The sequence below is a fragment of the Janthinobacterium breve genome, from assembly GCF_051380895.1.
GTDB lineage: Bacteria > Pseudomonadota > Gammaproteobacteria > Burkholderiales > Burkholderiaceae_D > Janthinobacterium.
Genome location: NZ_JBNYXY010000002.1, coordinates 201,042 through 222,114 on the forward strand (window position 1 = coordinate 201,042; position 21,073 = coordinate 222,114).

19 protein-coding genes are annotated in these 21,073 nt (G+C 64.7%); 12 read left to right on the forward strand and 7 right to left on the reverse strand.

Features of this window, described 5'->3' with window-relative positions:
* Positions 1-112: 112 nt before the first annotated feature.
* The 5 genes from ACQ4W0_RS03750 to ACQ4W0_RS03770 all read right to left on the reverse strand — a co-directional run bounded on the left by ACQ4W0_RS03750 (position 113) and on the right by ACQ4W0_RS03770 (position 5,079).
* Positions 113-1,561, reverse strand: a complete 1,449-nt coding sequence (locus ACQ4W0_RS03750; RefSeq protein WP_436575555.1) for an alkaline phosphatase family protein — start codon at positions 1,559-1,561, stop codon at positions 113-115.
* 101 nt (positions 1,562-1,662) lie between these two features.
* Positions 1,663-2,346 (reverse strand): general secretion pathway protein GspB, encoded by a 684-nt coding sequence (locus ACQ4W0_RS03755; RefSeq protein WP_436575556.1) that lies wholly within the window; start codon positions 2,344-2,346, stop codon positions 1,663-1,665.
* Position 2,347: 1 nt separating this feature from the next.
* Entirely contained in the window at positions 2,348-3,985 is a 1,638-nt protein-coding gene (locus ACQ4W0_RS03760; protein WP_436575557.1) for an AAA family ATPase, read from the reverse strand.
* 51 nt (positions 3,986-4,036) lie between these two features.
* Positions 4,037-4,561, reverse strand: coding sequence for a hypothetical protein (locus tag ACQ4W0_RS03765; protein ID WP_436575558.1), 525 nt, complete (start codon positions 4,559-4,561; stop codon positions 4,037-4,039).
* Between the two features lie 230 nt (positions 4,562-4,791).
* Complete coding sequence (locus tag ACQ4W0_RS03770; protein WP_436575559.1) at positions 4,792-5,079, reverse strand: hypothetical protein; 288 nt, start codon at positions 5,077-5,079, stop codon at positions 4,792-4,794.
* Between the two features lie 346 nt (positions 5,080-5,425).
* On the opposite strand from ACQ4W0_RS03770, the gene ACQ4W0_RS03775 reads away from it, so the two are divergent.
* The 12 genes from ACQ4W0_RS03775 (at position 5,426) to ACQ4W0_RS03830 (ending at position 18,616) form a co-directional block, all read left to right on the forward strand.
* Positions 5,426-6,298 carry a glucosamine kinase nucleotide-binding domain-containing protein gene (locus tag ACQ4W0_RS03775; protein WP_436575560.1) on the forward strand — a complete coding sequence of 291 codons (873 nt, stop codon included), beginning with the start codon at positions 5,426-5,428 and terminating at the stop codon, positions 6,296-6,298.
* Positions 6,299-6,300: 2 nt separating this feature from the next.
* Positions 6,301-7,035: a GntR family transcriptional regulator gene (locus ACQ4W0_RS03780; protein WP_436575561.1), complete on the forward strand. Its 735-nt coding sequence runs from the start codon at positions 6,301-6,303 to the stop codon at positions 7,033-7,035.
* Positions 7,032-8,144: an N-acetylglucosamine-6-phosphate deacetylase gene (nagA, locus tag ACQ4W0_RS03785; RefSeq protein ID WP_436575562.1), complete on the forward strand. Its 1,113-nt coding sequence runs from the start codon at positions 7,032-7,034 to the stop codon at positions 8,142-8,144. The genes ACQ4W0_RS03780 and nagA overlap by 4 nt, the downstream gene beginning before the upstream one ends.
* Positions 8,134-9,147 (forward strand): SIS domain-containing protein, encoded by a 1,014-nt coding sequence (locus ACQ4W0_RS03790; protein ID WP_071079063.1) that lies wholly within the window; start codon positions 8,134-8,136, stop codon positions 9,145-9,147. Before nagA ends, ACQ4W0_RS03790 begins: the two co-directional genes overlap by 11 nt.
* A 131-nt stretch (positions 9,148-9,278) precedes the next feature.
* Complete coding sequence (locus ACQ4W0_RS03795) at positions 9,279-10,538, forward strand: ABC transporter substrate-binding protein (protein ID WP_436575563.1); 1,260 nt, start codon at positions 9,279-9,281, stop codon at positions 10,536-10,538.
* A 7-nt stretch (positions 10,539-10,545) separates the two neighbouring features.
* Positions 10,546-11,415, forward strand: coding sequence for a carbohydrate ABC transporter permease (locus ACQ4W0_RS03800; protein WP_436518579.1), 870 nt, complete (start codon positions 10,546-10,548; stop codon positions 11,413-11,415).
* A gap of 12 nt (positions 11,416-11,427) precedes the next feature.
* Positions 11,428-12,276 (forward strand): carbohydrate ABC transporter permease, encoded by an 849-nt coding sequence (locus tag ACQ4W0_RS03805; protein ID WP_436575564.1) that lies wholly within the window; start codon positions 11,428-11,430, stop codon positions 12,274-12,276.
* Complete coding sequence (locus ACQ4W0_RS03810) at positions 12,273-13,301, forward strand: glycoside hydrolase family 3 N-terminal domain-containing protein (protein ID WP_436575565.1); 1,029 nt, start codon at positions 12,273-12,275, stop codon at positions 13,299-13,301. Before ACQ4W0_RS03805 ends, ACQ4W0_RS03810 begins: the two co-directional genes overlap by 4 nt.
* A 57-nt stretch (positions 13,302-13,358) precedes the next feature.
* Complete coding sequence (locus ACQ4W0_RS03815) at positions 13,359-14,705, forward strand: MFS transporter (protein ID WP_436575566.1); 1,347 nt, start codon at positions 13,359-13,361, stop codon at positions 14,703-14,705.
* 14 nt (positions 14,706-14,719) lie between these two features.
* Complete coding sequence (locus ACQ4W0_RS03820; RefSeq protein ID WP_436575567.1) at positions 14,720-15,865, forward strand: ABC transporter ATP-binding protein; 1,146 nt, start codon at positions 14,720-14,722, stop codon at positions 15,863-15,865.
* Between the two features lie 159 nt (positions 15,866-16,024).
* A complete protein-coding gene (locus ACQ4W0_RS03825; RefSeq protein ID WP_436575568.1) occupies positions 16,025-17,341 on the forward strand; it encodes a tetratricopeptide repeat protein in 1,317 nt (438 codons plus the stop codon).
* 81 nt (positions 17,342-17,422) lie between these two features.
* Positions 17,423-18,616: a DUF5009 domain-containing protein gene (locus ACQ4W0_RS03830; protein ID WP_436575569.1), complete on the forward strand. Its 1,194-nt coding sequence runs from the start codon at positions 17,423-17,425 to the stop codon at positions 18,614-18,616.
* A 2-nt stretch (positions 18,617-18,618) separates the two neighbouring features.
* On the opposite strand, the gene ACQ4W0_RS03835 is transcribed toward ACQ4W0_RS03830, so the two are convergent.
* Together ACQ4W0_RS03835 and ACQ4W0_RS03840 are read right to left on the reverse strand one after the other, a co-directional pair.
* Positions 18,619-19,731: an acyltransferase family protein gene (locus tag ACQ4W0_RS03835; protein WP_436575570.1), complete on the reverse strand. Its 1,113-nt coding sequence runs from the start codon at positions 19,729-19,731 to the stop codon at positions 18,619-18,621.
* Complete coding sequence (locus tag ACQ4W0_RS03840; RefSeq protein ID WP_436575571.1) at positions 19,728-21,041, reverse strand: glycoside hydrolase family 18 protein; 1,314 nt, start codon at positions 21,039-21,041, stop codon at positions 19,728-19,730. The genes ACQ4W0_RS03835 and ACQ4W0_RS03840 overlap by 4 nt, the downstream gene beginning before the upstream one ends.
* Positions 21,042-21,073 lie beyond the last annotated feature (32 nt).

Sequence of the window (21,073 nt, forward strand, 5' to 3'; positions counted from 1 at the left end):
AGCGCCAGCGCCGGGCCTTGCCTGGGTCAACGCCCAGCTCATTGCCAAGATCTACGCCCAGATCAAGCGCCACAGGATTTCCGCATGGCATCGCCTGCGGACGGCGTCTGGCTCAACGGCCGCCGCCATCGACCGTGCCCTTGCCGGGCAGCACATCGGCGTGCGCCGGCTTGCCACCCTGCCCCCGGCGCAGCCCAGCCGGCCGGGGCGCTGGCTTGCCATGCGCCGCCTGTGCACTCCTGGTCGAGCGCGCCAACTGCCGATGTGCGGCGATCACCCCCGCTTCGGCATCCGATTGCACGGGCACGGCGGCAGCGGCAGCCAGCTCGCCAGCCCGCGCCAGCGGGGCGAACTCCTGCGCCCGCACATCCGCTTCCCATGCGGCACGCTGCGCCAGCACCGCCGCAGGCACGGCCGGTGCCATGCGCGGTTGCTCCATGCTCAGCACCGCGCCCAGGCCGCTGGCGGCCGCCACGCGCGCGCCCATCTGGGGCAAGGCGCCATCGGCGGCGCGGCAAAAGCGCTGCAAAATGGTCTTGATGATGGACGTGTGGTCGACCACTTGGTGGCTGACGCTGCCCGGCGCGATCAGCGGCGACACCAGCAACATGGGCACGCGCACGCCGTACTGGCAAAACGCGGGGTCGTCGTCCACAGCGGCGGGCGGCTGCACATGGTCGAAAAAGCCGCCGTGTTCGTCATAACTGAGGATCAACAAGGTGCGCGCCCAGGCGGGACCGCGCGACAGGGCTTGGTAAACCTGCGCCACCAGCGCCTGGCCGGCGCGGATATCGGCCGGCGGATGGTCGTCATTGTCAAAAAAATGCGGATCGATCCAGCTGACCGAGGGCAAGGTGCCCGCCAGCGCATCGCCGATGAAGCCATAGCGGCGCCCGAAAGAGCCGAAGGGCTCGTAAAACTCGGACGAGCGGTAATGGTCGTCCGTCAGCGCCAGGCTCCAGGGTTTCCAGGCGGAATAAAATTTCCAGCTGACCATGGCATGCTCGAGGTGGCGCACGAAGGACTTGTTTGCATACTGGGGCACGCGCTTGCTGTCCTTGCTGCCGGCCGCCTTGCCGCTGATCGCATACAGGCGGTTGGGCCAGGTGGCGCCAGGCACGGAGCTGTAGCAGCGGTCGCAGACGCAGAACTGCTGCGCCAGGAAATCATACATGGGCAAGTCGGCCCCATTGTAGTAACCCATCACCAGATCGATGTCGGGGTCGCCCGGATGCGTTTGCGCATAGTCGTCGATGAAGCCGCCGTTATTGTTTTGCAATTGCTGCGCCACCGACAGGCCCGTATGCGACGGGTCTTGCTGCGGGCCGAAGGCCGTGCGCCGCAAATGGTGCACGGGGTAGGCCACGCCCGCGTGCACGTTGGCATGACTGGCCTGCAAGCCGTCGATGTCGGCGCGCCCGCCTTCCAGGCTCAGATAGCCGAGCATGTGGTCGAACGAGCGGTTTTCCATCATCAGCACGACGATATGGTCGATGCGCGCCAGATTTTCCGGCGCATCCGTATCAAGCGCACCCTCACCAGCAGTTGCAGCAGCAATCATGAGAACTCCCCCGGCCGCGCACACGGGCGCAGCGACCCTGGTTCGACCAGGCCAGGCCAGTATGGTTCAGCGATGGCGGGCCGGCCTTGATGCGCAACAACTCAATACGGCACGCGGTAGCGGTAGCCCTTGAAACTGAAGATGGCTGCCTTCGGCTGCAACTTTTCCAGCACCAGACCGGGCGCCAATTCCTCGCCTTCGTGGCGCAGGACCTTGTCGATCAGTAGCAGGCGGTCGGCCGGATTCTTCGAATAGATATAGCCGCCGATGGCGATAGTGGGAATTTGCCGCTGTATCGGCTCGGGCAAGTCGCGCATGCCGGGCACGGTCTCTTCGGCTGCAGGCGCGGGCGCGGCGGGCGCCGGGGCCACTACGGGCGCTGGCGCGGCCTGGCCGGGCGTCTCCTGCTTCGGTTCCGCCACGGGCCTGGCATGGTGCACGGGCGCGGCAGTGGCCGCTGGCGGCACGGACGGGGCAACCACGGGCACAGGCGCCGGCGCAGGGGCCGCTGGCGGGGTAGCTGCTGGCACGGGCGCGGGCACGGCCTGGGCCAGCACGGCAGGGACGACAGGCGCAGCCGCGTCCGCCTGCCAAGGCTGCCACAGCAGCAGCGCGGCGGCCACGACCACGCTCACGCCACCCAGCGCCAGCCAGACGGGCGCGCGCCGCGCAGCAGAGGACGCTGCGCCATCATGCAGCTGCACTTGCGGTGCATGGATCGAAGGCAACTCGCCCAGCTGGCGCTCGGCTTGCGATTTTTTCAGTGCTTCAAGTATGTAGGACATCTTATTTCCCCGCCACCATCGTCGTCGCAGCGGACGCTGCCACGGCAGGAGCTGCGCTGCTCAGGCGCGGCTCCCCGTTGTCACCCAGTTGCATCAGGCGTATATACGTTTTCGGTCCCGCCATGCCATCGGCGCGCAGGTTCTGGCTCTGCTGGAAAGCGCGCAGCTGGCCTTGCATCTCGGCATCGAGCGGCAGGTTGACGGCCGGCGTCGGCAAGCCCCGCTGTTGCGCCAGGCGCTGCGCCAGCCAGTCCACATCTGAGCCGCGGGCACCCAGCGGTACTTCGTCGCGCCAGGCGCGCGGGGCGCGCCAGAAGGTAGTGAAACTGCCATCGCTGCGCTGCGCCAGCTGGGCCAGGGGCAGGCTTTGAGGCTTGCCGTCCAGTATCAGCGTGGCCGTCTCGCCCTGCAAGCGCGTCAGCAGCGCCAGCTGTTCCGCCCCTTGCCCATCGCGTAAGGCCAGCACGGCGGGACGGTCCAGCACGCGCAGTTCGGCGATGCCGCCCCGGCTGTGCAGGCAACGCAGGCCGGCGCGGGCGCCCGCCTGGCAAGCATCGCCGGCCGGCAACTGCTCGCCCCACAGGGCGGCCAGCTGGCGCAGCACGGCGTTGCGGTCCGGCACGCTGGCGGGTGCGGACGCGGCCACCGCTGCAGACGCCGCCGGCACGGATGCGGCCAAGGCCGGTGCCGGTGCAGTGACCGCCGGTACGGTCACGCTGGCGTGCGGCATGAAATGCCAGGCCAGCGCGGCCGTGACCACGGCGCCGGCCAGCACGCCGGCCGCCACGTGCGGCCAGCGCAGGCCCCGTCCGGCAGCCGGCTTGCCCTCTTCCGCAAACACTTCCTCGGCGGCACGGCGCAGTATCTGGCGCGTCACCTGCGGCTGGTTTTCCACATAGGCGCCCAGCAGCGCGCGGTCGCACAGCAGGTTGATGCGGCGCGGCACGCCGTGGCTCAAGGCATGGATCTGCGCCATCAAACGGGGCGCGAACGGCGTCTGCGCCGTGCTGCCCGCCACGGCCAGGCGGTGGCGGATATAGCTGGCTGTTTCCTCGGCCGTCAGCGAACCCAGGTGATAGCGGGCAATCACGCGCTGCGCCAGCTGCTCCAGCTCGGGCCGGGCCAGCATGGCGCGCAGTTCCGGCTGTCCGATCAGGATGATCTGCAGCAGCTTGCGCTCGCTCGTTTCCAGGTTCGTCAGCAAACGCAGCTGCTCCAGCACGGCGGCGGACAGGTTTTGCGCTTCATCAATGATCAGCACATTGTTCTTGCCCTGTGCATGGCTGGCCAGCAAATGCGCATTGATGGCGTCGACATAGCCTTTCACGCTGGCCACGCCGGGCGCCAGGGCGATGCGGAATTCCTCGCAAATCGACAGCAGCAATTCCTCGACGGACAGTTTCGGATTGAAGATATACGCCAGCTGACAGTTTTCCGGAATCTGTTCCATGAAGCAGCGGCACACGGTGGTCTTGCCGGCGCCGATCTCCCCCGTCAGCAGCACGAAGCCGCCGCCACTGCCCACGCCATACAGCAGGTGCGCCAGCGCTTCGCGGTGGCGTTCACTCATGAACAGGTAGCGCGGATCGGGGGCGATCGAGAACGGCGATTGCTTGAGCTGGAAATAATGCGTGTACATGGAGACCCTGCGGATGAAACGATCAAAATGCGCGGCGGCAAGCCGGTACCCTCATCGGGTGCGCGCGGGCGGCAACGGCTTGTATTTGGCGCAATACACTTTCGCCTTGCTACGGAAGTAGACGATTTTACTGCCAGGCACGGAACCACGGACAGGAAAGGCGGAATTGTCGAGTTTATTGAAACGCAGGCCCGAGGCGCTGCGGATGGCCGGTTCCAGCTTTTCCGGCGTCGAATCGGCCACCACGCCCATGAAGACGAGGGGACTGGTATCGTCGCTGACGATCACGTCGGTAATCGGCGCGCCCCACAAGGTGGCGTCCGTGCGGAACCAGTAGGCGCCCCCTTCATGCTTGTAGGCGGGGCCGAAGGCCGTCAGCAGATAGGCATAAAAGGCCTTGTTGTCGATCTGGTCGATGCACAGCACGGCATTGCCCACCACTTGCCCGAACGTGGACGGCGCTGCCTTTTGCTGCGCCAGCACGCCGGACACGGGTACGCCGAAGGCCAGCAGGGCGAACGCCGCCAGCAGGGCCGGCGCACGCCACTGGCGCATCAATGCACGGCGCACGCGCATGATCAGCGCTTGCGCTCTTCTTTCTTGACCTTCTTGGCTTCCTTCTTTTCCTTCATGCTCTTGGCCGGTTCCTTCTTGGCTTCCTTCTTGCTGTCCTGTGCCTTGCTCATCATTTACTCCATACCTGGGCGAAAATGCCTGAGCCATTATGACACTCCCCCATGAAAATGCCACCCGAAAAGCAAAACGGCCGCACAAGGCGGCCGTTCCAGTCAGGCATCAGCGCACTATCAGTGCAGGCACAGGCGGCGGCGCGTCTTTTCGATCAGCGCTGCATCGTAGGGATGCAGGTTCTCGATAAAGAACAATTCCGTTTCCGCCTCGTCTTCCAGGCACATTTCTATCATGACCGGGCCATCGCTTTCGCGGCCCAGGAAATCCTTCGGCCAGCGGTTCTTGCGGTGCGTGCGCATCATTTCCATGCCCAGCTTAGCCAGCGGCGCCGACACGCCGGCGGCCAGCGCCTCTTGCTGCCAGTCGTCCCAGTACTCGCTCTTTGCTGCCTTGTCGTTCATCATGCTCTTCCAACTCAGTGTAAAAGGCGGACTTTACTCTTCATGGCGCCCCTTGCCAAGCATGCATACAAGCAATAGCGCAACACCAGACATAGACCACCCGGGAAAAATTGGCATTAAACAAGGCCAGTTTCAATACCATTCGAGTAATACAAAAATTCCTTTATTAACAAACACTTGCAATCATTCCCTCGGGCATGGTGCGACATCGCGCAAGGCATTTATCAATACCACTTAAATACCTGTTGACAAGCTATCGAGGCGACAATATAGTGCCTTCAGCTTTACGCCGCCCGACAAATAAAAGAACCGAGACAGGCGCATTCAACCAAACGCGGGACTGCACAACATGATCGAATACATAATCGGCGTCGACGGCGGGGGCAGCGGGACCCGCGTACGCCTGGCGCGCCTCGATGGCCAGGAGCTGGCACAGGGACAAAGCGGCCCTTCCGGCCTGGGACTGGGCATCGAGCGGGCCTGGACTTCCGTGGCGCATGCCGTCACCCTGGCCTTTCGCGCGGCCGGCCTGGAACAGCCGGCGCTGCAGCGCATGGCCATCGGCCTGGGCCTGGCCGGCGTGCACAACAAGCAGTGGGCCGCCAGCTTCGTCGAACACAATCCCGGCTATGCCGCCGTGGCACTCGAATCGGATGCCCTGACCACCCTGCTGGGCGCGCATGCGGGCCAGCCAGGCGCCATCGTCGCCATCGGCACCGGCAGCGTGGGCGAAGTGCTGCACGCGGACGGCAGCCGTCACGAAGTGGGCGGCTGGGGCTTCCCCTCCGGCGACGAAGCGGGCGGCGCCTGGATCGGCATGCGCGCAGTCAACCACGTGCAGCAGGTGGTCGACGGGCGCGTGCCCGGCAGCGCCTTCGCCACGGCCGTCATCGACGCCTGCGGCGGCCAGCGCAACGCCATGCAAGTGTGGCTGGCAGCCGCCAGCCAGACCACTTTCGCGCAACTGGCGCGGCTGGTGCTCGAACATGCGGCCACCAATGTGGTGGCGCGTACCATCCTGGTCGATGCGGGCCAGCAGATCGCCCTCATCGCCAGGGCCCTCGACCCGGCCGGCACCTTGCCCGTGGCCCTGTGCGGCGGCCTGGCGGCACCGTTGTCAGCCTACCTGCCGGCGGCATTGTTGCAACTGGTCGTGCCGGCACAGGGCGACTCGGCCGCAGGCGGCCTGCGCCTGATACGCAAGCACTTGCAGGAGCAATGACCATGCTGGCCAAACTGTCTGCCTTCAAACCCAATCCGGCCAGCGACACGCCGCTCTACATGCAGCTGGCGAACATGCTGTCGGACGGCATCGCCAGCGGCGACTGGCGCGCCAACCAGGCCTTGCCTTCCGAGCGCGTGCTGTCGGACATACTGGAAATCTCGCGCGTCACGGCGCGCAAGGCCATCGACATGCTGTGCGACCGGGGCATGCTGACGCGCAAACGCGGCTCGGGCACCTACATCACCCCCAAGCTGGAGCAGCCGCTGTCGCGCCTGACGAGCTTTTCGGAAGAATTGCGCCAGCGGGGCTTCACGGCCGGCTCGCGCTGGCTGCAGCGCGATATCGGCACGGCCGCGCCGCTGGAATTGCTGTCGCTGGGCCTGTCGCCGCACATGCCGGTGGCGCGCCTGCGCCGCCTGCGCACGGCCGACGAAGTGGTGATGGCGATCGAGACCACCACCATCCCCGCGCTGTACATGCCGGACCCGCAGCAGGTGACCGATTCGCTGTACGGCTACCTGGAATCGCGCGGCACCATCCCGATGCGCGCGCTGCAGCATATCCGCGCCGTCAACGCCACGGCGGAACAGGCCAAGCTGGCCAATATCAAGACGGGTGAAGCCATGCTGCACATCACCCGTGTCAGTTATCTCGACAACGGCGCAGCGGTGGAACTGACCCACTCGTATTGCCGCAGTGATTATTATGAATTCGTAGCGGAGTCGCGCAGATGAGCAGCACTATCAAAGGCAATATCCTTACCCCAGGCGGCTGGATCCACGGCGCTATCGCCTTCGGCGAGCGCGTGGACAGCATCACGGGCAATTCCCTCCACCCGTCGAACAACAGCGACGATTATATTTTGCCCGGTTTTATCGACCTGCACGTGCATGGCGGCGCCGGCAAGGACATCATGGAAGGCGGCGACGCCGTCTACACCATCGCGGCCATCCATGCGCGCCACGGCACCACCAGCCTGCTGGCCACCACCATGACGGCGCCGCCGGAAGATATCGACATGGCCCTGACGGCCATCGGCATCGCCGCCAACCACCGCCGCCCGAACACGGCGCGCGTGCTGGGCGCCCACCTGGAAGGCCCGTACATCAACTCCGGCAAGCTCGGGGCGCAGCCCAACTACGCGCGCGCCGCCACGCTGGCCGAAATCGAACGCCTGCAAACCCTGGCCAAGCTGCGCGTCATCACCGTGGCGCCGGAAATCGCCGGCCACCTGGAACTGGTGCGCACGCTGGCCGACGCCGGCGTGCGCGTGCAGATCGGCCACACGCTCGGCTCCTATGAAGACGGCGTGGCCGCGCTGGAGCATGGCGCCATGGGCTTCACGCACCTGTTCAACGCCATGAGCGGCCTGCATCACCGCGAGCCGGGCATGGTCGGCGCCGCCCTGGCGCATGCCGAATACGCCGAACTGATACCCGACTTGCTGCACGTGCATCCGGGCGCCATCAAGGTGGCCCTGCGCGCCATCCCGCGCCTGTACTGCGTCACCGATTCGACCGCCGCCACCGGCATGCCGGACGGCGAATACATGCTGGGCCGCCACGCCGTGCAGAAATGCATGGGCGGCGTGCGCCTGCCCGACGGCACCCTGGCGGGCAGCACCCTGACCCTGGACCAGGCGCTGCGCAACCTGGTGGGACTGGGGCTGGACCTGGCCGACGCGTCCAAGCGCGTGTCGACCAATGCCGCCGATTACCTGGGCCTGGAAGAACGTGGCCGGCTGGCCCCCGGTACTTACGCCGATCTGGTGGTACTCGATCGCGATCTCAAACTCAAAGCTGTGTATATAGAAGGAGAAATCTGTGACCTCAATGATGCTTAAAGAAGCCATTTCCGCCGCCGAATGCGTCGCCCTGCAACTGGCCAGCGATACGGAACGCTACGCGGAACTGGGCCGCAAATTGAGGAGCACCTCGTTCTCGACCGCGCTGACCATCGCGCGCGGCAGCTCGGACCACGCCTGCAACTACGTCGCCTACCTGATCATGGCGCGCCTGGGCCGTGTCGTCGCGTCCCTGCCGATGTCGCTGGTGACCCTGAACAAATCGCCGCTGGTGACGCGCGACACCCTAGCCATCTCGATCTCGCAATCGGGCCAGAGCCCGGACGTGGTCGAACCGATCCGCTACTTCCGCGACGGCGGCGCCACCACCGTGGCCCTGGTCAACGACATCGATTCGCCACTGGCGCACGCCGCCGAGTGGGCCATGCCCCTGCGCGCCGGCAAGGAACAAAGCGTCGCCGCCACCAAAAGCTTCATCACCAGCCTGGTCGCCGGCGCGCGCATGGTGGCCCAGTGGCAGAACGACCCCGAGCTGCAAGCGGGCCTGGAAGCGCTGCCCGAAGCGCTGCTCGAAGCGACCCGCGTCGACTGGTCGCCGGCGATAGACGTGTTGGCGCCGGCGCGCAACATCATGGTCGTGGGCCGCGGCATCAGCTTCCCCGTGGCGCTGGAAGCGGCGCTGAAATTCAAGGAAACCTCGGCCCTGCAGGCGGAAGCCTTCAGCGGTGCCGAAATCAAGCACGGCCCGATGGCCCTGATCGAAGACGGCTACCCGCTGCTGATTTTCGCCACGCGCGGCCCGACCCAGGCCGGCCTGCTGCAACTGGCCACGGAAATGCGCGGCCGGGGCGCCAAGGTCTTGCTGGCGGCGCCCGCCGACGTGGCCGAACGCGACCTGACCCTGCCCGTGGCGGCCACGCCGGATCTCGACCCGATCGTCGCCATCCAGTCCTTCTACGTGATGGCCGCAAAACTGTCGGCCGCGCGCGGCATGGACCCGGATGCGCCGCGCCACTTGAGCAAGGTCACGAAGACCAACTAAGCAGTATCGGCAGCTGCGTCCCCGGCACGGGGCGCAGCTGCCGGCAGCGAAACAAGAATATAAGCGACGGCAAGGGCATGTACCCGCGCCGCGGACTCATGGACATTGGAGCGCCACGCTCCAGGATAAAAATGACGATCAAGAGACTGTTGGCGGTTGTTGCCTGCGCGGGCCTGCTCGCGCCGCAGGCATGGGCTGCCGAGAAAATCGAATTCTGGACCTTCAGCATGAAGCCCAAGTTCACGCCGTATTTCAATGCGGTGGTGGCGCGCTATGAGGCGCAAAATCCCGACGTCAAGATCGAATGGATCGACTTTCCCTGGGACGTCATCCAGACCAAGCTGGTCACGCGCATCGTGGCCGGCACGCCGCCCGCGCTGGTCAGCCTGAACGTGCCCTGGGCCGACGAATTTGCGCGCGACGGCTTGCTCACACCCGTCGATGGCCTGATCGCGGAGGCGCGCGCCAGCTATATCCCCAGCGCCCTGGAAGACTTGCGCTTCAAGGGCCGCACCTACGGTTTTCCCATGTACAGCAATGTCGCGGTGATCGCCTTCAATACAGATATCTTCAAACAGGCGGGACTCACGCGCGGCCCTGCCAGCCTCGATGAACAGCTGCTGTTCGCGCGCCAGATCGCACAACGCACGGGCAAGGCCGGCATCGCCCCGGCCCTGTCGAAGATCGACGGCCTGTTCATGCAGCAGGGCCTGGGCGTGGTCCAGAACAACCGCGCCGTCTTCAATTCGCCGCAGCACGTCGCGCTGGTGCAAAAGCTGGCCGACACCTACAAGGTGGGTGGCCTGTTGAAGGAAAGCCTGTTCGCCGAAGATAACTTCCCGGCCGTGATCGACGCCTACAAGGGTGGCCGCCTGGGCATGCTGCTCGCGCCGCCCACGGCCATGCAGCGCATCCGCGGCGATGCGAAAGACATCTACACCATCACCGACGTGGCGCCCGCGCCGCTGGGCCCGACGGGCATCGCTGATGGCGGCTGGCTGGTGCACTTCGCCATTCCGAAAGGCGTGCCGGCGCGCCTGCTGCCATCGGTTGGCAAGTTCGCGCGCTTCCTGACGAACGACGACAACCAGCTGGCCTTCGCCAAACAGGCCAGCGTCTTCCCCACCACCGTCAAGGCGGCGGCCGACCCGTTTTTCCTCGCCACGCCGCAAAACGCGGGCGCGGCGGAAAAAGCGGTGGCCGCCGGCGCCCTGTCGATGCATCACTCGCGCACCTTGTACGTGGCCGGCATCGACGACTACGACGAATTGCGCCGCTCGCTGGTCAAAGCCGTCGAGGCGGGCGTGACGGGCAAGCAGGATGTCAAGCAGGCGCTGGACCAGGCCGTCGCCATCTGGAACAAGAAGCTGGCCGCCCTGCCGCGCCACTGAGGACACCATGAAACTCGCCCACCGCCACACCGTGCAAGCATGGCTGTTCCTGACCCCGGCCCTGCTGCTGCTGGCCGCCTTTTCCTTCTGGCCCGTCGGCTACGGCTCCGTGCTGGCGTTTACCGACTACAGCCTGATACGCGAGACGCGCTTCGTCGGCCTCGATAACTTCCGCTATATCTTCAACAACGAGATGTTCGTCTCGGGCCTGAAAAACTCGCTGATGTTTTTGCTGATGGTGCCCTTCGTGCAGGTGGGCGCCATCGTGCTGGCCGTGCTGGTGAACAACCGCCTGCCCGGCATCCGCCTGTTCCGCGCCGCCTTCTACGTGCCCGTGGTGACCACCGTTTCCGTGGTCGGTATCATGTGGGGCTTCATGTTCCACGAACAGGGCGCGCTCAATTACGTGATGCTGACGCTGAAACTCGTGAACGCGCCCGTGGGCTGGCTGACGAACGACAGCCTGGCCCTATTTGCCGTCATGTTCGTCACCCTGTGGCGCGGCCTGGGCTGGTACATGGTGATGTACCTGGCGGCGCTGCAATCGATCCCGTCGGACATGCAGGAAGCGGCCATGCTCGATGGCGCCAACCGCTGGCAGCGCTTCTGGAAGATCACCGTGCCGATGCTGCGCCCGACCATCATGCTGTGTTCCATCCTGTCCGTGCTGGCGGCCTTGAAGGCTTACCAGGAAGTCGACGTACTGACGCAGGGCGGGCCGATGAATTCCACCTTCACGGCGCTGTACTACGCCTACGACCAGGGCCTCAAGCATCTGAAACTGCCGCGCGCGCTGGCGGCCAGCTTTGTCGTCTCGCTGTTCTGCATAGGCATCGCCCTGCTGTGCCTACGCTACCTCAAACCCAAGCACCGCTGAGAGGGAATGACCATGACAACCCGCTCCCGCCCCCTGAAAACGCGTTTGCAACGCATAGGCCAATATGCGGGCCACTATGCCGTGCTGTGCGCGATCGCCGTCGTCTGCGTCTTCCCGTTCTGGTGGACCCTGGTGACGGCCATCTCCACGGAAGGCAATATCTTCGCCTTCCCGCCCACTTTCTGGCCGAAGGCGCCGTCCTTCGACAACTTCATCGAAGTGTTCCAGGCCATTCCGATCTGGTCGTTTTTCAAGAACTCGGTGCTGATCGCCGTGTTCACCGTGTTCTGGAAACTGCTGCTGTGCTCTTTGGCCGCGTATCCGCTGGCGCGCCTGAAATTCCGTGGCCGCAAGCTGGTGTTCGGCCTGATCCTGGCCACCCTGGTGCTGCCGTCGGAGGTGAATTTTCTCGTCAACTTCATCACCATCACGCAAATGAGCCTGGTCGACACCTACACGGGCGTCATCCTGCCCAACGTGGTGACGGCCGTGGCCATTTTGCTGCTCAAGCAGGCGTTCGAGGAAGTGCCGCAAGACCTGATCGACGCGGCGCGTGTCGATGGCGCCTCCGAGTGGGTGATCTTCAGCCGCATCATGCTGCCCCTGATTACGCCATGGCTGGCCACCGTCGGCATCCTGACGGCCGTCGAATCGTGGAATGAATACATCTGGCCCTCCATCGTCATGAGCAAGCCCGATGAATTTCCCCTGTCGGTGGGCGTGCTGTATTTGCGCGGCACCTTCGGCAGCAGCACGCGTGTAATCGCCGCAGGTACCCTGATCACCATCGTGCCGACCCTGCTCGCCTTCCTGTTTACCCAGCGCTTCTTCATGCGCGGCATGGACGGCGCCGTCAAATGAGCGCCGCCATCGCCACCGACCTGCGCCTGCTCGCCGGGCAGCTGCTGATGACGGCCATCCCCGGTACCGAACTCGATGCGGCCATGGCGCAATGGCTGCAGCAGAACGGCATCCGTGCCGTGTGCCTGCACGCGGCCAATCTGCGCGATGCGGCGCAGCTGAACCGCTTGAGCACGGACTTGCGCCGTGCCCTGGGTCCGCAGGCGCTGATCGCCATCGACCCGGCCGGCATGCCGGCGGCCTATCCGGCCTGGCTGCCGCAGCCGCCCGACGCCATGGACTTGTGCGCCATCGGCGACGCGGAGCTGGCCAACGGCACGGGCGCAGCAACGGCGCGCGGCTTGCGCGCACTGGGGATCAACTTGCTGCTGGCGCCCCTGCTCAATCTCGACACCGGCACCGGACAGGCGCCTGGCGCCGCGCAGGCGTTTGGCGGCGACCCGGCACAAGCCGCCGCCATGGCGCAAGCATGGACGGCGGGCTGCCAGGCCGAGGGCGTGGCGTGCTGCGCCAGGCTGTACCTGCCGCAGCACAGCGCCAGTGGCGTCCTTCCCAGCGTCGACAAGACCCGCTCGCAGCTGGAAGAACACGATTTCGTGCCGTTTCGCCAGGCCGCCGCGCAGACGGCCTCGATGATGAGCGCACACGTGACCTATCCGGCCCTCGACGCGCGCCAGCCTGCCAGCCTGTCCCACGCGGTGATGCATGGCTTGCTGCGCCAGCAGTGGGGCTACGGCGGCGTGCTGCTGACGCCCGGCATCGACGCGCAGGGCGGGCATGTCGGCTCGCGCGCCCTGGCCGCCGGCGCCGACATGGCCCTGCTGGCCGATGCCGCGCAGCTGCCGGCCGCGCTGGACGACGTCAGCGCCGCGCTGGCGTCGGGCGCCCTGCCGCTGCAGGCGGTGGGTAGCCGGCTGCAGCGCCTGGCGGCGATGGCCGCACGCTACCCGGCCGCCAGCGGCGTGTACGCGCAGGAGGCGGCCGACCGCATCATCATGGCCGAGGCCAGGCGGCGCTGCCAGTAATCGCGCCTTTGCACCGAACGCAGTACCCGACTTTCAAGACGACCCGAGGAAGCATCCATGAACGACAAGAGCATCAGCAGTAGCAGTAGCAAGGGCGGCGTCCGCAGCCCGATTTCCTGGGTGCCCACCTTGTACTTTGCCCAGGGCCTGCCGTTTTACGCCGTGGCCCTGGTGGCCGGCCTGATGTTCAAGAGCATGGGCGTGCCGAACGACCAGATCGCCCGCTGGACAGGCCTGATCGGCTTTGCCTGGGTCTTCAAGTCGCTGTGGAGTCCCTTCCTGGAACTGGCGTCGAGCAAGAAGACCATGGTGGTGCTGTTCCAGTTCGCCGGTGGACTAAGCCTGGGCCTGATCGCGCTGGCGCTGCAAACGCCGCTGTGGTTTGCAGCCTGCATCGCCGTGCTGTTCGTCGCCGCGCTGGCCTCGTCCACGCACGATATCGTCTGCGACGGCCTGTATATCGCCAGCCTGTCGGACAAGCAGCAGGCGGCCTACGCGGGCTGGCAAGGCGCCTTTTTCAACGCCGGCAAATTCATCTCGCTGGGCGGCCTGGTGATCCTGGCAGGCTACCTGGAGAAAAAAATCGGCATCAAGCCCGCCTGGTCGGTGATCTTCCTGATCATCGGCGCCATGATGCTGTCGCTGGCCGCCTACCACCTGTGGGCGCTGCCGCAGGTGCGCAACGCGGCCGTGGCTGACAAGAGCGTGGCTGGCATCAGCCGCACCCTGTGGGACGTGCTGGTGGACTTCCTGAAAAAGCCCGGCATCTGGGGCATGATCGCCTTCATCATCCTGTTTCGCGCCGGCGAGGCGCAAGTGCAGACCATCGGCCCCCTGTTCCTGCGCGAAGCACGCGAACTGGGCGGCCTGGGCCTGTCGACGACGGAAGTGGGCGCCGTGTACGGCACGGCCGGCACCGTGGCCTTTTTGCTGGGCAGCATAGGCGGCGGCTATTTCACATCTTGGCTGGGCCTGAAGCGCGCCATGTTCTTCCTGATCCTGGCCATGAACTTGCCGAACCTGGTGTTCTATTACCTGAGCCACAGCATGCCCACCGATCTGACCCTGATCACGGCCGCGCTCAGCGTGGAAATGTTCGGCTATGGCTTCGGCTTCGTCGGCCTGATCCTGTTCATGATGCAGGTGGTCTCCGTCGGCAAGTACCAGACGGCCCACTATGCGTTCGCCACCGGCGTGATGCAGCTGGGTTTCGTGCTGTTCAAGATGATCAGCGGCGACATCCAGACCGCGCTGGGCTACAAGACCTTTTTCCTGTGGGTGCTGGTGTCGGCCCTGCCTGTCTTGATCCTGTCGCGCTTCATGCGCATCGGCGCCAAGGATGCCACCGACAAGCCCGACCTGAGCAAGGCCGATTCCCCCCAGGCGCCAGCCAGCGCCAGCTAGGATAGAACCACCAAATGGCACATATCGTTTTAAAGAATATCGTCAAGCTGTATGACGACAAGCACCCGGTCATCCACGGCATCGACCTCGATATCCGCGACGGCGAATTCGTCGTCTTCGTGGGGCCTTCAGGTTGCGGTAAATCAACCCTGCTGCGCATGATCGCCGGGCTGGAAGACATCACGGACGGCGAGCTGCATATCGGCGGCAAGCTGGCCAACGATATCGCGCCGGCCGAGCGGGGCCTGGCCATGGTCTTCCAGAGCTACGCCCTGTATCCGCACATGACGGTGTACGAGAACATGGCCTTCGCCCTGAGCCTGGCGGGACACAAGAAGGCGGAGGTGCGCGCCGCCGTCGAGCGCGCGGCCGAGATCTTGCAGATCACGCCTTTGCTCAAGCGCAAACCGAAGGACCTGTCGGGCGGCCAGCGCCAGCGCGTGGCCATCGGCCGCGCCATCGTGCGCAAGCCCAAGGTGTTCCTGTTCGACGAACCGCTGTCGAATCTCGACGCCTCGTTGCGGGTGCAGATGCGCGTGGAAATTTCGCGCCTGCACCAGGAACTGAAAACCACCATGATCTACGTCACGCACGATCAGGTCGAAGCCATGACCCTGGGCGAGCGCATCGTCGTGTTCAACGGCGGGCGCATCGAGCAGGTGGGCAGTCCGCACGCGCTGTACAACCATCCAGGCAACCTGTTCGTGGCCGGCTTCCTGGGCGCGCCGAAGATGAACTTCATCGCTTGCGAGGCCGTTGCCTGCGGACCCGGCACGGTGGCCGTGCGCCTGCCCGGCGGCGCCGTGATCGAGGTCGAGGCGCACGGTGATGGCGTGGCGCCGGGCGAGCAGCTGACCCTGGGCGTGCGCGCCGAGCATGTCAGCCTGCGCGAGCACGCCAATGCGGGCAGTCATGCGGGAAACAACGTGCTCGACGCGGCCGTCAGCCATGTCGAATACCTGGGCGATGTGGCCATCGTCTACGCCAGCATGCCGGGTGTGACCGAGATGCTGGCCGTCAAGCTGCCGGCCGAAGAAGGCTTGCGTCAGGCGGGCGACGCCATGTGCCTGCATCTGCCGGCGCAGCGCTGCCTGCTGTTCGATGCCAAAGGGCAAGCACTGGCGCGCACGTTTGCCGCACCAGCCCAGCAGTTTATGTGACAATAGCCGCTATTTATCACACTGACGCCCTTGGCCTTATCCGGTCGGAATGGCAGAATGTGTGTTTTTTAAGATTCCCTGCCCCTTTGCGATGCCGCTGCGCGATGCTGCGGCAGCCTGTGCCGGTGCGTATTTTTGTTATTGATTGAAGGATAACCCATGTCCCAATTCCGTCTTGCCCGTCTCAGCCTGATCCTGGCCGCTATCGGCCTGAACGTCCTGCCAGCCCTGTCGCACGCGCAGGATGCCAAGCCAGCTGCTGCCGCCGGTGCGCCCGCCGCCGTGCCCGCAGACACGGTGCGTCCTGAAGTATTCAAACTGCTCGATCCGACCGCCGTGAAGGCCTCGATGGATGCGAAAAACTATGCCGACGTGCAAAGCCGCATCGACCAGGCTGCCGCCATTCCCGCCCTGACGCCGTACGAATTGTTCGTGCTGAACCGCCTGCGCGTGGCGCTGGCCTCCACCACCAACAATGCGACCATGGCCATGACGGCGCTGGAAGCGGTGATCGAATCGGGCAAGCTGGATAAAAAATCGGAAGGTGACTTCATCCAGGCCCTGGCAAACTATCACTACAACGCCAAGGATTATCCGAACGCCATCAAGTGGTTCACCCGTTACCAGACGGAAACAGGTGACGTGGCCACCGTGCGCCCCTACATCATCCGCGCCTACTACTTCAGCAATGATTTCGCGCGCGCGAAACAGGAACTGATGGCCGACCTGACAGCCAAGCAGCAAGCGGGCAAGACGCCGACCATCGAAGAATTGCAATTGCTGGCCAATACGGGATCGAAGAGCAAGGATCCGGCCGCTTATCTGGTCGCCATGGAAAACCTGGTGCGCTACTATCCGTCGGACGACTACTGGAGCGACCTGCTGGGCCGTCTGCAGGGTAAGGCCGGCTATTCGGACCGCTTCGCGCTGGACGTGCTGCGCCTGCAATTCAAGGCCGTGGGCACCATGCCGCCGCAAGATTACAGCGACATGGCTGAAATTGCCTTGCAGAACGCCTTCCCGACGGAAGCGAAAAAAGTCCTCGACGCGGGCTTTGCCAAAGGCGTGCTGGGCACGGGGGCGAATGCCGCCAAACACAAGAAATTGCGCGACCAGGCCACCAAGGCCGCTGCCGACGATGCGAAAAACATCGCCAGCGGCGAAGCCTCGGCCATGAAGAGCAAGGATGGCACGGGCTTGATCAACCTGGGCTACGCCTTCGTGACGATGGACCAGTTCGACAAAGGTATCGACCTGATCCAGAAAGGCATCGCCAAGGGCGGCTTGAAGCGTCCGGAAGATGCCAAGCTACGCCTCGGCTATTCCTACGCCATGGCCGGCAAGAAAGATGATGCCATCAAGGTCCTGGAAACAATCAAGGGCGGCGACGGCGTGGGCGACCTGGCCCGTTACTGGATTCTGTGGCTGAACCGTCCTGCCACGGCAGCGGCGGCGCCGGCAGCAGCGGCACAGTAACTCCTGCTCCCCGCAACATGCGCAAAGCGGTTCCCGGCTCACGCCGGGGCTGCTTTTTTTTCGACCTTTTTTCATCCTTCCATGCCGCCAGCCACCTCCGCCGCCGCCGAACGCCTGATCAGCCTGGACGCCTTTCGCGGCTGCGTGATCGTCATCATGATCTGGATCAACTATCTGGCCGGCATGCCCGGCATTGCCTGGTGGCTCGAACATGCGGGGCCGCGCGCCGACGGCATCACCGTGCCCGACCTGGTCTTCCCCGGCTTCCTGTTCATGGTCGGCATGGCCATTCCGCTGGCCTTGCAACGCCATTGCGGCCATGTCACGCCAGCCTTGCTGGGACGCCTGCTGTGGCGCTCCGCCAGCCTGATGCTGGCCGGCGTGGTGCTGGCGAATGCCTACCGCTATGATGCGCAAACGGCGCTGCTGCCGCAGGCCGTGTTCTTCCTTCTGTTTTACGTGGCCATGATCCTGCTATGGCGCCAGGGCGCGGGCAAGCTGGAGCTGGCCGCAGGTGGAACCCTGATGCTGTTTCTGCTGGCGACGTTCCGTGGTGAACTGAACAGCGAGTTTTCCAGCACCTGGCTGCAACCGTCGTGGTGGGGCATCCTCGGCATGATAGGCTGGTCCTACCTGCTGTGCAGCCTGTTGTACCTGGCGTGCCAGGGTAGCGGCACGGCGCTGATGGGCGTGTTTTCCCTGCTGATCGTGCTGTACATGGGTGGTGTGGCGGGCAGCCTGGATTTCCTGCCGGTGGGTATCAACGGGATTGTCAACGTGCCGCAGGTGCTGGGCTCGACGGCGGCCAATGTGCTGGCCGGCACCTTGGTAGGCCAGCTGTTCCTGCGCGGCGCCGCCTTGAACCATGCCCGGAGGATACGTTTCATGGCGTGGTTCGCGCTGGGCCTGCTGGCGGCCGGCCTGCTGCTGCGACCGTATCACCACATCAACAAGATCGCGGCGACGGAATCGTATACCCTGGTGTGCAGCGCCATCATCCTGGCCCTGTTCCTGGTGTTTTATGTCGTCATCGACGTGTGGCGCTGGCGCGCCTGGGCGGTGGTGCTGTTGCCCGCCGGTACCAATGCCCTGTTCGCCTACATCGTGCCCGACCTGTGGCAGCAACTGGCGGCCGTACTGCACCTGCCGCGCTTCTGGTGGCCCTACCTGGAGACGGGCGGCGCGGCCGGCCTGTGGAATGCCGCCGCCGTCACCGCCCTGATGCTGCTCTTCACCGCGCTGGCCACCCGTTACGGCCTGAAGCTGAAGTTCTAGCGCTAGACTTTGATATAGATCTTGCGCTTGTCCATGCCGTAGGCGATCAGCCAGCACAGCAGCATGAAGCTGATGGCAAACAGCAAGGAGGCCACCCGCGCCGGCGCCCAGCCCGTAAAGCCATGCTGGTACAGCCACTGGTACAGCTTGCCGCCGCCGATGCGCACGGTAAACGCGATGATCACCAGCACTTCCGACACCAGGTAGATAAACAGGGTGTTCTTGCCGAAGACTTCAAAAAAATACGTCCAGCCCGTGATCTTGCGCACGTCGATGACGAACATCAGCAACGCCAGCAGCAGCAAGTCCAGGCCGATGCCCAGCATCACGTAAGAGCTGGTCCACAGCTTCTTGTTGATCGGAAACACTTCATTCCAGCACAGGGCCACCGCCACGCAGAGCGCACCGGCGACGGCCAGCTGAACCAGGCTGTAGCGCAACTGCGCCGGTGCCGCCTGGCGCAAAAAACTGCCCGCCAGGTAGCCGGCAATCACATTGACGACCGATGGCAAGGTGCCGAGGATACCTTCCGGATCGAAGGCGATGCCTTCGCCGTGGTACAGGTGGCTGTCACCCAGCAGGATCAGATCCAGCTTGGCCGGCGCATTGCCGTGCAAGCTGTAGTCGCCCCAAGTCGCCAGGATGGCCCAGTAGCCGAGCAAGGCGCAGGCGCTGAAAACCAGCGCGCCCCGCGTCTTCCAGTAATGCAAGATCAGGGCAGCGGCCAGGTAGCATACGGCGATGCGCTGCAGCACGCCGGGAATGCGCGTCTGCGACAGGGGCGACCAGGCGAACTGGCCCGCGTCGTCAATCTTGAAGAAAGGGAACCAGTACAGCAAGAATCCCAGTAAAAAGATCAGCGCACTGCGCTTGCACAGCTTGGCCAGCACGGCGCCATGCCCCAGATTTTCATATTTCCCCAGCGCAAAAGCCAGCGCATTGCCGACGACAAACAAAAAGCTGGGAAACACCAGGTCCGTCAGGGTAAAACCATGCCAGTCAGCATGCAGGAACGGCGCATACACGCTGCCCCAGTCGCCGGGCGTATTGACGACGATCATCAGGGCGACGGTCAGGCCGCGCAGGACGTCGAGGGCGAGGTAGCGCTGGTTCATGGTCGTTTCTCCGTCATGACGGGTGCCAGGGCCGTGCCCAGCACCTGCTGCGCATCGCCGCTCAATTCCCAGAACATGCCACCGCGCAAGCCCCGGTCGCGGATATAGCGCACTTTATGGGCCACCGACTGCACATCTTCATAGCTGATGAAGACGCCGCTGTCGCGGTTGTACAGATACGGCACTTGCGACGCGGTATTCCAGTAGCGCTGGAAGCCGCGCGCGCCCTTGCCATCGATCAGGTAGCCCTGCTCGATCAGATGCCGGTAAGTGAAGGTCGGCGTACCGTCATTGCCGCTGGCCGCGCCCTGGCACGCCTGGTACAGGCCATCGCCGCGGGGGCCGGCAGCGCACTGTTTCCAGCCATAGCCATAAAAGGGTACGCCCAGTACCAGCTTGGCGGCAGGCACGCCGGCGCGCAGGAAGCGCGTCACGGTGGCGTCCGCATGCAACTGCTTTGCGCGCTGCGGGTCGGCGGGATCGGCATACAGGGGTGCCAGCTGGCCATTCTCGGCATCCCATACGCCGCGGTAGTCATACGTCATCAAGTTGATCCAGTCCAGCTGTGCCGCCAGGCGGGCCATCCAGCCGGGCGCGGCGTCGCTGTCGTCGCTCAGGCTGGCGTGTGCGCCGGCAGCGATGGTGATCAGGTAATGGCGGCCGGCAGCCGGCTGGCCCGCCTGGTCGAAGGCGCTACGCAGCTCGCTAGCCAGGCGCACATAATTTTCCTTGTCGTCGCTGCGGTGGCAGAGCTTGCCTTCGATACAGGGGATTCCCCCGCTCGCCGGATGTTCCCAGTCGATATCGATGCCATCGAGGCCATGCCGGCGCACCAGCTCCAGCGCGGAAGCGATGAACGCCTGGCGCGCAGCCGGCATGGCGGCCACGTCCGAAAAGCGGTTCGACCAGATCCAGCCGCCCACCGACAGCAAGACGCGCAGCCGCGGATTACTGTGCTTGAGCGCATTGAGCTTGCGCAAGTTGTCGGCATCGGTTTGCGGTGCCGGCAGCACGATGCTGCCATTTTCCGGCCGGGACGGCTGGCCCTGCACATCCAGGCAGACGCTCACGCCGCCGCCATCGGGTGCGGGATTGCCATGTTCGCCATCCCAGCAAATGTCGGCAAACGCGTACTGGATCAGGCTGACATTGCCAGCGTGAATATTGTGCTCGTTAACGGGAAAATCGGCCGATTTCCAGCCGGGATAATAAGCCACCACTTCCGGCGCGAAGGCCGGCGCGGCGGAAGTGGCGGAAGCAGCCAGTGGCAGCGCGCAGGCGAAGCAAGCCAGCATTGCGTGTAATGTCATCGGAGGTATCCCACCATATAAAAAAGCCATCT